At 69.3% G+C, this 12,291-nt stretch carries 12 protein-coding genes; 1 reads left to right on the plus strand and 11 read right to left on the minus strand.

What is annotated here, in order from left to right; all coding sequences use genetic code 11:
• Positions 1-75: 75 nt before the first annotated feature.
• The 8 genes from AC59HU_RS04910 to AC59HU_RS04945 all read right to left on the minus strand — a co-directional run bounded on the left by AC59HU_RS04910 (position 76) and on the right by AC59HU_RS04945 (position 8,053).
• Positions 76-600: a hypothetical protein gene (locus tag AC59HU_RS04910; protein WP_497222238.1), complete on the minus strand. Its 525-nt coding sequence runs from the start codon at positions 598-600 to the stop codon at positions 76-78.
• 386 nt (positions 601-986) lie between these two features.
• Entirely contained in the window at positions 987-1,967 is a 981-nt protein-coding gene (locus AC59HU_RS04915; RefSeq protein ID WP_497222239.1) for an aldo/keto reductase, read from the minus strand.
• 103 nt (positions 1,968-2,070) lie between these two features.
• A complete protein-coding gene (locus AC59HU_RS04920) occupies positions 2,071-2,631 on the minus strand; it encodes a hypothetical protein (RefSeq protein ID WP_497222240.1) in 561 nt (186 codons plus the stop codon).
• Between the two features lie 147 nt (positions 2,632-2,778).
• Positions 2,779-3,978, minus strand: a complete 1,200-nt coding sequence (locus AC59HU_RS04925) for an ADP-dependent glucokinase/phosphofructokinase (protein ID WP_497222241.1) — start codon at positions 3,976-3,978, stop codon at positions 2,779-2,781.
• Complete coding sequence (locus tag AC59HU_RS04930) at positions 3,978-4,835, minus strand: ketose-bisphosphate aldolase (protein WP_497222242.1); 858 nt, start codon at positions 4,833-4,835, stop codon at positions 3,978-3,980. Before AC59HU_RS04930 ends, AC59HU_RS04925 begins: the two co-directional genes overlap by 1 nt.
• Before the next feature lie 49 nt (positions 4,836-4,884).
• Positions 4,885-5,748, minus strand: a complete 864-nt coding sequence (locus tag AC59HU_RS04935; RefSeq protein WP_497222243.1) for a carbohydrate ABC transporter permease — start codon at positions 5,746-5,748, stop codon at positions 4,885-4,887.
• Positions 5,749-5,750: 2 nt separating this feature from the next.
• Positions 5,751-6,671, minus strand: coding sequence for a carbohydrate ABC transporter permease (locus AC59HU_RS04940; protein ID WP_497222244.1), 921 nt, complete (start codon positions 6,669-6,671; stop codon positions 5,751-5,753).
• A 98-nt stretch (positions 6,672-6,769) separates the two neighbouring features.
• Positions 6,770-8,053, minus strand: coding sequence for an ABC transporter substrate-binding protein (locus AC59HU_RS04945; protein ID WP_497222245.1), 1,284 nt, complete (start codon positions 8,051-8,053; stop codon positions 6,770-6,772).
• Between the two features lie 179 nt (positions 8,054-8,232).
• On the opposite strand from AC59HU_RS04945, the gene AC59HU_RS04950 reads away from it, so the two are divergent.
• Positions 8,233-9,063, plus strand: coding sequence for a DeoR/GlpR family DNA-binding transcription regulator (locus AC59HU_RS04950; RefSeq protein WP_497222246.1), 831 nt, complete (start codon positions 8,233-8,235; stop codon positions 9,061-9,063).
• 95 nt (positions 9,064-9,158) lie between these two features.
• On the opposite strand, the gene AC59HU_RS04955 is transcribed toward AC59HU_RS04950, so the two are convergent.
• The 3 genes from AC59HU_RS04955 to AC59HU_RS04965 all read right to left on the minus strand — a co-directional run bounded on the left by AC59HU_RS04955 (position 9,159) and on the right by AC59HU_RS04965 (position 12,190).
• Positions 9,159-10,142: a zinc-binding dehydrogenase gene (locus tag AC59HU_RS04955; protein ID WP_497222247.1), complete on the minus strand. Its 984-nt coding sequence runs from the start codon at positions 10,140-10,142 to the stop codon at positions 9,159-9,161.
• A 122-nt stretch (positions 10,143-10,264) separates the two neighbouring features.
• Positions 10,265-10,885 (minus strand): TetR/AcrR family transcriptional regulator, encoded by a 621-nt coding sequence (locus AC59HU_RS04960; RefSeq protein ID WP_497222248.1) that lies wholly within the window; start codon positions 10,883-10,885, stop codon positions 10,265-10,267.
• A gap of 9 nt (positions 10,886-10,894) precedes the next feature.
• The gene (locus AC59HU_RS04965) at positions 10,895-12,190 is read right to left on the minus strand and encodes an AI-2E family transporter (protein ID WP_497222249.1); all 1,296 of its coding nucleotides are present in this window, start codon (positions 12,188-12,190) and stop codon (positions 10,895-10,897) included.
• Positions 12,191-12,291 lie beyond the last annotated feature (101 nt).

The raw sequence follows: 12,291 nt of genomic DNA on the forward strand, positions 1-12,291 counted from the left end.
CCGCTATGCGGACGACCCCTCCTAGCCCCGTAGCCGTATGCTCCGCGTGGCCCGCTGCGGCCGGACGGTTCGCCGTCAGCTTCGAGCGGCGTCGATCGCCGTCCGGGAGAGCGTCACGAACTCGGCGGCGTCCACGATTTGACCCTGCGGTGCGGTGGCCTGCGTGAAGACGACCGCGTCTCCTGCGGTCGCAACCAGGAAGGGAACGCTGATCGGACCGGAACTCGCCGAGACCGTCGTGGCCGCACCGAAGGTCGAGCCGTCGGCGGCCGCATCCGAACCGGGCAAGGGCTCGTAGGTCACCGTCATGCCCGCGTCCTGGCCGGGCAACGGGGTGTCGACCCCGAAGCATGCCGTGACTGCCGCGCGGAGCCCGTCGACCACCGCCTGCGGGTCGGCGCTCGGGATCAGCTGCTCGGTGAACCCGTGGCCGCCGCGTTCGAATGCCGCGGTGAGCGGGTCCCCGGAGATCCCGAGCAGCGACCGGAAGTCGCCCTGACAGACCGTCGCCGAGCCCGAGCCCGAGCCCGCGCCCTCGGACGGAGCAGCGGAGGTCGCGGCCGGCACCACGGCCCACCCCTCGCCCGGCAGCTGATCCACGGTGAGGATGCGGGACTCAAGCGGGCGCGTCGACCCGGCTGGCGACCCTGGTGATGGGGAAGCGGAGGCGGACGGGGGCGCGGTCGACCCGGCCCCCGCGTCCGACCCGCCGTCGGACCCGGACGACGTGGTGCACCCGGCGAGCGCCAAGGAAACAGTCGCCGCCGCCGCGAGTGCGACCAGGGCGAACGGGCGGGAGGACCTCGGCGTGCGGCGCATGCAGTCAGCCTGGTCCACCCGCGCGCCAGTGACAACCGCGCCCGCCCCGCCGCGGGTCGCTTCCCCCGTTCGACGACCGCGGCCGCCGGCATCACCGCCGATTGACCGGATCACCACCGGGCGACCAGACCGCCAGCAGGAGCCCCGCCGACGGGCGGGAGCTCAGGTCACCAGCGGTCGTGCACGGCCGCCCGGAAGGAGCGGTCGTAGATCTCGTGCACCGTGGCGTCGAGACCCTCGGGCAGCTCGAGCAGACCCGCGGCCGCATTCGACTCGGCCTGGGCGCGGTTGCGGGCACCGGGGATGACGCTGGTCACGCCATCCTGAGCCGCCACCCACGCCAGAGCGGCAGCGGCCGGCTCCACACCCTCGGGCAGCGCAGCGGCGAAGGCCTGCGCGGCCTCGACCCCGGTGCCGAAGTCGACGCCCGAGAAGGTCTCGCCCACGTCGAAGGCGCTGCCGTCGCGGTTGTAGGTGCGGTGGTCGTTCGCCGCGAAGGTGGTGTCGCGGGTGTACTTGCCGCTCAGCAGCCCCGACGCCAGCGGCACCCGGGCGATGATGCCCACACCGGCCTCACGGGCGGCCGGGAGCACCGCGTCGAGCGGCTTCAGCCGGAAGGCGTTGAAGATGATCTGCACCGAGGCCGTGCCGGGCCGCGCGATCGCCGCCAGCGCCTCGTCGGCCGTCTCGACGCTCACGCCGTAGTTCGCGATCGCACCCTCCGCCACCAGTGTGTCGAGCGCGTCGTAGACGGCGTCGTTCGAGAACACGGGCGTGGGCGGGCAGTGCAGCTGCACCAGGTCGAGGGTGTCGACACCGAGGTTCGTGCGCGAGCGGTCTGTCCACTCCCGGAAGTGGTCGAGCGTGAACTCGGCCGGGTCTTGCGGGGCCCGGCGACCCATCTTGGTGGCGACGAACACCTCCGCATCCGGATTCTCGCGGCGGAAGGTGCCGATCAACGTCTCGCTGCGGCCGTCGCCGTAGACGTCGGCCGTGTCGAAGAAGGTGACACCGGCGTCGACGGATGCGGCGAGCACGTCGAGCGCGGCGCTCTCGTCGACGTCGCCCCAGTCGGCGCCGAGCTGCCAGGTGCCGAGACCGATGATGCTGACGGGGCGGCCGGTACGGCCCAGGATTCGCTGCTGCATGCTCCGACCCTAGCCCGAAGCCCCGACACCGCCTCCCCTCGACCCGAGGGCGCTCGAGCGAGGAGAGCGCCGAACCGCAGAGACCGGGGAGATCGCGGCGACCTCAGCGACGCATCCAGATCCCCCGGAACGCGGGCAGGAAGGTCACCGTCCCGACCAGGAGCGCCGACGCCACCAACGTGAGCGACCCGGCCTCGGGCAACCAGGGCGACTCGCTCGCCGCGCCGAGCGCGATGACCAGCCACGCGCCCGCCGTGCCGATCACGAGCAGCACCCCGAAGGTGGTGATCACCCGGGCGGCACCGACGGAGACGCGCCCGCGGGCGACGATCAGCATCCCGACGAGGGTGCCGAGCATGACCAGGAACAGCCCGAGGAACGCGACTCCGAAGAGCACTCCGGCCGCGTCGATGTCTCCGCTGTCGCCGGACGAGGTGCTGGGGCCCGCCCCGAAGAACAGCAGGCCGAGCTGCGAGAGGGACACGAGTTCGTCGTCGCGCTGGGAGGACGTCACGGTCACGAACGGGAGGAACAGCGAGAGGATGAGCAGTGCCCCCGCCGCGACCACCGGCAGGACGACGGCGATCCTCTCGAGGCTCGCGATCCGGTCGTCCAGGCGCAGCCGAGATGCCTCGGTGGTCGAGTCGTGTGTGTCGGTGCTCATCGAATCCCCCGTCGTTCCCAACCCCTGAACCGCTCGTGCCGTCGAGCCTAGGACGAAACGCGCCGATCAGGGCGCGGGGTGCAGGCCGGTGTCGTCGGGGAGTGTCGGCCAGGAGGTGAGGAGCCACGAGAGGAACGAGCCACGAGCTCAGACCGCCCGCCCCCGCGTGAGCGCCGCGATGAACCCGCCCACGAACGAATCCCCGAGCCCGATCGTGGTCGGCGACGGGTCGTCGAGCAGGAAGGCCGGCACGCACACCGCCGCGGGGTCGAGCTCCCGCAGCGCCTGCGCCATCGCGACCCCGGCCGGATTGTGCCGCTCCTCCGCCATCCCCTCGTAGTCGGCCGGCGTGAAGCCGTCGCCGAAGCGGTAGCGCGTGCTCGCCATCAGCACCCCGCCGAGCAGCGCCTCCCCCAGCTCCTGGGCCTGCTCGCCCCGCGCCACCGACCAGTACTTGGTGTGGATCACGAGCGTCCGCGCGGGAACAACCGAGGCGATCGCCGCGAGAGCCTCCGCCACGGCGGCCGGGTCGAGCAGATCGACCGGGCGGCCGAGGTGCGTCTCGAGCTCGTCCTCGTTCATCGAGTACACGTCGATCCGGTCGAGCAGCGCCTCGCGCACGTGCCGGCTGAGTTCGGGCCGGTGGAACCCCGAGTCCTCGTAGAACACGGTCGCCGACGGCGGCAGCGAGACCATCGCCTCCCGCAGCTCGAGCAGTCTCAGTCGCAACGCCGCCTCGTCCTGCATCGAGTTGAAGCCCGAGATGAGGAACACCCGCGCCGGCCGCAGCGCCTCCGGCAGCTCGTCGCTCAGGTACAGGGTCTGGTTCGGCGGGTCGTTCGAGAAGATCAGCCGGTTCGGATGCGTCGCCGCCAGCGTCGTGCCGCCGATCCGCACGCTCGCCCCCACCGGGTACTGGATGATCAGGTGCGGGTCGAGCGTGTCGCGCTCCGCGCTGCTGACGTAGGCACTGCTCGCCGGCAGCAGCCGCCGCACCGTGTCGTCGATGCTGACCAGGTGCAGCGTGCTCGGGATGCCCAGCACATCCATCGCGATCGCCGCTCGCACCCCGGTTCCGCCCAGGGTCACGCGGCGCCGGAACCGCTCGGCGAAGGCCTCGACGATCCCGGACGACCCGACGAACCGCTCCCCGCCCGTCCCGCTCCGCACGAAGCCGAGCACCGCGAGGAGCAGATCGCGCTCGCTCCGGATCGGCCGGTCGGTGCCGAGCTCCGAGACGTCCACCTCGTACGTCACCGCGAGGTCTTCGAGCACCGCCGAGTCCCAGTCGATCTCGAAGTCGACGGTTCCCCCCAGGCCCAGGACGATCTCGGAGCCCGCCGCCATCAGTAGAGCCTGGCCTTGTCCGCCGCGCCGAACAGGTCGATCTTGTGCGCGGCGACGGCCTTCATCGCGGCGATCGCCGGGGGCTGGATCGTGTTCGGCTCCCGCAGGCCCTTGTTCTCGAGTTCCTTGCGCATCGCGTCATGATAGGCGGCCTTGATGTCGCTCGAGATGTTGATCTTGTTGATGCCGCCCTTGACCGCCTCGGCGATCTCGCTGTCGGGGTTGTTCGATCCGCCGTGCAGCACCAGCGGGATCGGCAGGAGCGCCTTGATCTCCTTCAGCAGGTCGATCCGCAGCTTCGGGTCGAGATCCTTCGGGTACAGGCCGTGGCTGGTGCCGATCGCGATGGCGAGGCTGTCGACCCCGGTCTGCTCCACGAACTCGAGCGCCTCGGAGGGCACGGTGTAGATGATCTCGCCGCCCTCCTCGGCCTCCTCGTCGAGCTTGCCGATCGTGCCGAGCTCGCCCTCGACCGAGAGCCCCACCTGGTGCGCGGTGTCGACCACGCGCTTGGTGACGGCGACGTTCTCCTCGAACGGGCGCATCGACATGTCGATCATCACCGAGGTGAAGCCGGCCTGGATCGCGGTGAGCATCTGCTCGTACGATCCGCCGTGATCCCAGTGGATCGCCACCGGCACGCTGGACTTGTGGGCGCGCTCGCGGATGGCGAGCACCGCCTCGGCCCCGAGGTGGCTGACCTCGTCCGGGTGGATCGCGATGATCATCGGCGCGTTCTTCTCCTCGCTGATCTCGAAGAGGCCGTTCATCATCGCGTAGTCGCTCACGTTGAACGCCGGGACGGCGAAGTTGTTCTCGTTCGCGACGGCGAGCAGGTCGTTACCGTTCATCAGCATTGCTGGTGTTCTCCTTTGTTGGTGGTCGGGGTGGGTGGGGCGCGCGGGATCAGCTCTTGACGGAGCCGGCCGTGAGGCCCCCGATGAAATACCGCTGGAAGATGAGGAAGAGGATGAGGACGGGCACGCTGCCGAGGATCGAGATCGCCATCATCTCGTTCCAGTGGTAGCTGTTCTGGCCGATCAGCAGTTGGATGCCGACGGGCACCGTGCGCAGGTCGTTGGTGCGGGTGAGGGTCAGCGCGAACAGGTACTCGTTCCACGAGATCATGAAGGTGTAGACCGCGACCGACACGATGCCGGGCACCGAGATCGGCACCAGGATGCGCCACAGCGCCGTCCACGCACCCGCCCCGTCGACCTTGACGGCCTCGTCGAGCTCCTTCGGCAGGGTGTTGAAGTACGCGGTCATCATGATGATCGCGTAGGGCAGCGTGAACACGATGTAGGTCAGGATGAGGCCGGCGTAGGTGTTGTACAGCCCGAACGCCACCATCAGCCCGAAGAACGGGATGATCAGCGCGATCGGCGGCACGGCCTGCGTGCCGATGATCACGACGTTCAGCACCTTCTTGCCGCGGAACTCGTACCGGCTGAAGGCGTAGGCCGCGAGGATCGCCAGCAGCACGGTCAGCGCCGTGACGGCGAGGGCGACGACGTAGCTGTTGATGAAGAAGCGGATCTGCTCCGGGTCGCTCAGCACCGCGGCGTAGGCGTCGAAGCTGAAGCCCTCGGTGATGATGCGCGGCGGGTACTCGAAGATCTCGGTGTTCGTCTTGAACGAGCTGACGAGCATCCAGAACACGGGGAAGCCGGCGAAGACGGCGCCCAGGACGAGGCCGACCAGGAGCGCGATGCGCAGCCCGGTCTTGCGCGGGGGCCGGCGGCGGACTGTGGCGGTGGTGGTGGTCATGCTCAGCTCTCCGATCGCTGCGAACGGACGTAGAAGACGGCGACCCCGAGGGAGAAGATCAGCACGATCACGGCGCTGGCCGAGGCCATCGAGAAGTCGAAACCGGTGAAGGCCAGCTTGTAGGTGAAGGTGCTCAGCATCTCGGTGACGCTGATCGGGCCGCCGCCGGTGGTGAGCCAGATCAAGGCGAACTGCTGGGTGGTCCAGAGCACGTCGAGCATGGCCATCGAGATGATGATCGGCTTGAGGTGGGGAAGGGTGACGTTGAGGAACTGCTGGAACGGCGAGGCGCCGTCGACGCGGGCCGCCTCGTAGAGGTCGCCCGGCACGCCCTGCAGTCCGGCCAGCAGGCTGATCATGAAGAAGGGGTAGCCGGCCCAGATGTTCATCACGATCACCGCGAACATCGCGGTGCCCGGGTCGCCGAACCAGGCGATCGGGCTGCCGGTGAGGTGCACGGCCTCGAGCAGGTAGTTGATGACACCCTGCGGGTCGAGCAGCAGCCGCCAGAGCACCGCGATGATCGAGGCGGTGAACAGCCACGGCAGGATGTAGATCACCCGGAAGATCGCGCGGGGCACGGCCCCGAGCAGCTTCGAGTTGAGCATCATCGAGAAGCCGAGGCCGATGACGAGGTGCGCGGCGACGCTGCAGACGGTGAACAGCAGCGTGTTGAGCGTCGCGTTCCAGAAGTCGCCGTTCGTCAGCAGTTCGACGTAGTTGTCGACGCCGGTGAAGCTCGCCGACTTCGAGGTGATCGACCCCGTCTGCACCGAGTAGCTGATCACCAGCACGATCGGTACGATCATCAGCGCCGTGAGGATGACCACGGTGGGGGCGACGAAGCCGTAGGGGGTGGCGGTCTTCGCCAGCCGGGCCGAGCTGAACCGCGGCGGCTTCGGCGCTGTTCGGAGAGCTGTCATGTCAGAACTTTCTTGAGAGGTGAAGGCCGCGCCACAGGGGAAGGGATCCCTGCGTCCCTGTGGCGCGGCCGGTCTGCACCGTTACCCGCAGTGGCCGATCAGAAGGCCTTCTTCCAGGTGTCCTGCGTGGTCTGCAACATGTCGGTGACGCTCTCGTCGCCGTTCAGCGTCTTCTGGAACTCGGTGTCGAAGTCGCGCATCAGCTGGTCCGAGGTGGGCAGGCCGACGAACTCGTTCGCCGGGTAGCCGGCCTGGTAGATCTCGAACGCCTTCTCGTACAGCGGGTCGGCCCCGGTGAAGTCCGGCGTCGCGGTCGTGTTGGCCGGGAAGCCGTGCGCGAGGCTGGAGATGTTCGCGTTGACGTCTTTGCTCATCAGGTACTGCACGAACTTCCAGGCCTCGGCCTTGTGCTCGGACTTGTCCGAGACGCCGATGCCCCAGGAGGCGTAGGGGATGCCGCGCTTGCCGGTGAAGCCGTCCTCGGCCGGAATGGCCGAGATGCTGAACTTGAGGTTCGGGTTGGCCTCACGGATGGTCGAGATGTGCGCGAGCGAGTCGACCATCATGCCGACCTGGCCGTTGGTGAACTGGGTCACCTTGTCCGGCTCTTGGAGGGTGAAGGTGCCGTCGGCGACGACGTTCGCGTCGTAGAGCGACTTGACGTAGTCGACCGCGCTGGCGACGTCGGGGTTGGTGAGGTCGGGCTGGCCGTCCTTCAGCATGCTGCCGCCCGAGGCCCAGAGCCACGACATCACGTCGTTCTGCACGCCGTTCGGGTTCGTGGTGCCCAGCGGCAGGATCCAGCCCTTCGCCGAGGTCTTCTCGGTGATCGCCTTCGCCGCCGTCATGAAGTCGTCGCGGGTCGCCGGCGGGGTGCTCACGCCGGCCTGGGCGAGCAGGTCGTCGTTCGTGAAGAGGGGGTAGACGAAATTGACGACCGGGATGGCGTAGGTCGATCCATCCACCTGCACCTGGCTCGACAGGGTGCTGTCGTCGAAACCGGTGGAGGACATCTCGCTGCTGAGGTTGTCGAGGGCGCCCTGCTTGACGAGGTTGTTGACCCAGGCGCCGTCGAGGCCGACGACGTCGGCGAGGGTGCCGGAGACGCCGGCGGTGGTCGTCTGGTCCTGCAGCGAGGAGTAGGGCTGCGTGAGGAGGTCGACGGTGATGTTCGGGTTGGCGGCCTCGAAGTCGTCGACGATCTTCTGGAGGTCTCCGTCGGGGAGCTCGGAGCCCCACCACTGCGAGAACTCGATGGTGACCTTGCCATCGGCGCTCGTGGAGTCGCCACTGCCACTGCAGGCACTGGTGAGGAGGACGGCCGTCGTCGCGAGGGCCACCCCCGCGATCTGGGCCACGCGGCCTCGAGCGACATTGCTCATAGTGATCCAATCTTCGGTGATTGCGTCATTCTCAGCGTTTTTGCTGTTTTGTGCGCTTTTGCGCGTTCACTGATAGTAGATCGGCTTTTGAACGGCGTCAACCACAAGAATGTGGCGAAACCAGCGCGAATAGATTCCGATATGTGCACGTTTGTGCAAGACCTGGTAGAAATGGCTGTATGGGGCAGGAATCATCGGGGACGACGACGTCCAGCACAGGCCAGCCGCGGCTTCCCGCCGGCCGGAAGGCCGAGATCGCCGCGTTCGTCGCCGAGATGGAGCAGGTGACCGTCGCGATGCTGTCGTCGCGGTTCGGGGTCTCCTCCGACACGATCCGGCGCGACCTGGATCAGCTCGACGCCGACGGCGTCCTGGTTCGCACCCACGGCGGCGCCGTCAGCCGGTCGGCGATGGCCGTGACCGAGAAGCGGCTCGACGTGCGCCTCCAGCTGCACACCTCGGCGAAGGAGAAGATCGGCGCGCTCGCGGCCACGCTGGTCGAGGATGCGTCGGTCATCATGATCAACGCCGGCACGACGTGCCTGGCGCTCGCCAGGCACCTGGGCGACCACCGCGAGCTCACGATCGCGACGAACAATCTGCGCATACCGGCGGAGGTCTCGCCGAAGGCGGTCAACGACCTGTACCTGTTCGGCGGAGCGGTGCGGTTCGCGGGGCAGTCGACTGTGGGCCCAGTGAGCTTCCGGGTGCCGGGCAGCAGCAGCGACCTGGAGCTGCGCTGCGACCTGGCCCTGATCTCGGTCGGCGCGGTGTCGGCCGACGGCGGCTACTCCACCAGCAACGTGAACGAGGCGATCATGATGGGCGAGATGATCGCGCGGGCCAACCGGGTCGCCATCCTCGCCGACTCGTCGAAGTTCGGCTCGCCGTTGTTCGCACGGGTGGCCGATCTGGGCAGCGTCGACTACCTGGTCACCGAGAAGGCGCCGCCGCCCGAGCTCGCCGCCGCGCTCCAGCGGCACGGCGTGCAGGTCATCCTTCCGGAGTGATCACGGGTGGGGAGCCGGACCCGCCCCTCGGGCAGGGGCCCGGCTCACCCGGTTCAGGAACTGAACGTCAGGAACCGAACGTCAGGAAGCGAAGCTCAGGAGCTGAAGCTCAGCAGCACCTTGCCGGCGCGACCCGGCTTGGCGCTGGCGGCCGCCGCATCCCGTGCCTGCTCGAACGGGAAGACCGCCTCGACGGGCAGCTCGACCTCGCCCGAGCCGACCCGCTGCAGCAGCTCGCCGAACAGCGCGCCGCGCTTGGCGGCCTCCATCTCGCGGCTGACCCGGCTGCCCCAGAAGCCCTTGACGGTGACGTTCTTGAAGATGAGGCCGCCGGAGGGGATCTGCAGGTCGCCGGAGCCCATGGCGCCGAACGAGACCAGCATGCTGTCCTCGCCGAGCAGCGAGACGAGGTCGGCGGCGGCGGAGCCCCCGACCGAGTCGACCGCCGCTACGGGGTGGGCGTCGCCCAGGATCGCAGCCGCGGCATCCTGCCAGCCGTCGTTCTCGGTCGAGACGACGTCGTGGATGCCGATGGCGGCGAGCTCGTCGACGCCGGCGTCGCGACGCACCAGGCCGAGCACGCGCATGCCTCGGGCTCGGGCGAACTGGGCGACCAAGCGGCCGACCGCGCCGTTCGCGGTGTTCTGCACGATCCAGTCGCCCTCGGCGACGTCGAGGAAGTCGAGCAGGCTCAGGGCGCTGAACGGCATCGAGATCAGCTGGGCGGCGGTCTCGTCCGAGATGCCGTCGGGCACCGGGATGAGGCCAGCGGCCTTGGCGACGAAGTACTCGCCCCAGGCGCCGAAGGTGCCGCCGCTGGCGACGCGCTGACCGACCTGCAGCGTGGTCACGCCTTCGCCGAGCGCGTCGACGACTCCGACGGCCTCGGTTCCGGATGCGGCGGGCAGCTCGGGCTTGAAACCGTAGGTTCCGCGGATGGTCCAGAGGTCGTGGTTGTGGATCGGCGAGAGGAGGGTGCGCACGCGCACCTCGCCCGCGCCCGGCTCGGGGGTCGGGTGCTCGGTGACCTCGAGGACCTCGGAGGCTTCGCCGAAGACGGGGTGGGTGAGGGTGCGCATGATGCTCCTTGTTCGTGGTTCGTGGGTTCGTGGTTCGTGGGGTGGTTCAGGTATGGGTGGGGCCGGGATTCGCGGGCCGTGCTCGGAGGGGCGGGCGCGGTGGCCCGGGGTCAGGATCGGGGTCAGGCGAGGAGGAGGGCCGTGGTGCGGAGGGCTCCGGTGAAGGGCGAGCCGTCGCGGGCGATGCGGTCGAGCAGGGCGGCGCCGAGCCAGAGCTCGTAGAGCGATTCGGCGATCTCGGCCGCGGGGCGGGTCGAGGTGATCGAGCCGTCCTCCTGGCCGCGGGTCACCGCATCCGCCATCAGCGCGATCAGCCGGGCGACGCCGTCGGCGAGCACCAGGCGCATCGGCTCGGAGAAGCTCGACACCTCGGCGGCGAGCTTGACGACGAGGCAGCGGTCGGCCGAGGCCTGGCCGGCGTGACCGGCCCAGGCGTCGCCGAGACGCTGGAGCCGGGCGCGGCCGGTGCCCGTGCTTTCTGGGTTGCCGGTCCCCGTGCCGTCAGCGCCGCCGACCAGCAGGGCGCCGACCGCGTCGAGGTAGGTCTCGACGTAGCGCTCGAGCACGGCGACGCCGAAACCCTCCTTCGACGCGAAGTAGTGGTAGAACGAGCCCTTCGGCACCCCGCACGCGGCGAGGATCTGCTGCAGGCCGACCCCGGTGAAGCCCTGGGCGAGGATGAGGTCCTCCCCCGCGGCGAGGATCGATTCGCGGGTCAGTTCGGCTTTGGCGGTCAGGGTCATGCGACGAGTCTACGCCCGAATAGACCGGTCGTCTAGAGCCGCCTCCTCAGCCGCATCCGTCGCTGCAGTCGTCGCAGCCGTCGCATCCGCGGGAGCGCGCCTGGCGGCCGTGATCATCGCGTTCGCCGTCGCGATCAGGGGCACCGCGAAGAACGCGCCCGCCACCCCGGCGACCGCGGTGCCCGCCGTGACGCCGAGCACGATGCCGAGCGGATGCACCTTCACGGCCGACCCGGTCAGCAGCGGGTGCAGCACGTGGCTCTCGAGCTGCTGCACCAGGATGACGATGCCGAGCATGATCAGCGCCTGCACCCAGCCGTTGAAGACGAGGGCGATCACCACGGCGATCGCTCCGCCGACGATGGCGCCCACGACCGGCACGAAGGCTCCGAAGAACACCACGACCGCGATGGGCAGCGCGAGCGGAACCCCGAGGATGGCGGCGCCGATGCCGATGCCGATCGCATCCGTGACCGCGACGACCAGCTGGATCCGCACGAAGGCGGTGAGCGTGGCCCAGCCGGCGGCGCCCGCGACCGCGATGCGGGGCTGGGCGCGGCGGGGGAAGATGCGGGTGGTCCACTGCCAGATGCGCTTGCCGTCGATCAGGGTGAACAGGGTCACGAAGATCACGATGAACAGGCCCTCGAGCACGTGAACCGCGCCGGTGCCGACCTTGAGGGCGCCGGCCCCGAGATCCGAGGCGTGCTGCTGCAGCCAGGTGATGGCGTCGGTGACGTAGCCGTTCACCGCATCCGTCGTCAGACCGAAGGGCTGGGTCGCGAGCAGCGACTGGGCCGACTGCACCGCCTGACCGGTCTGGGTCGTGAGGGCGGGCAGCTGGGTGCGGATCTGCTCGGTCACCACGAGCGCGAGGGCCGCGATGACCGCGAACACGACCACCCAGGCCGTGATGATCGCGACCCACTTGGGGAAGTGGTGGCGCTGCAGGAAGGCCGACAGCGGCACGAGCAGCGCCGAGAGGATGAGCCCGATCAGGAACGGGATGACGATCTCGGAGAGCCGCGCGACGAGCAGCAGCACCACGGCGATCGCCGCCCCGATCACGAGCAGCCGCCAGGCGAACCCCGCCCCGACCTTGAGGCCGGGTGGGATTGGGTCGGAGGCGGCAGGAGTAGAGGTGCCGGGGGTGGCGGCGGTGAGGGGGGTGGTGCCGGGGGTGGCGGCGCCGGCGGTAGTGGTGGCGCTGGGGGTGGTGGCAGCGGCGGCCGACGCGGGCGCGAGGGCGGGGGTCACGGCGGGGGCGGCGGATGAGGCGGGTCGCCTCCGACGGAATGGGCTCATGCTGGGAAACTATTCCCGGATCGCTGAAAGCGGGCTGCGTACCTCCTGAATCGACAATCTCGGTATTCGTCGACGCGTGCGGGCCATCGGGTCATCCGCTG

The organism is Herbiconiux sp. 320_LB, from assembly GCF_059691755.1.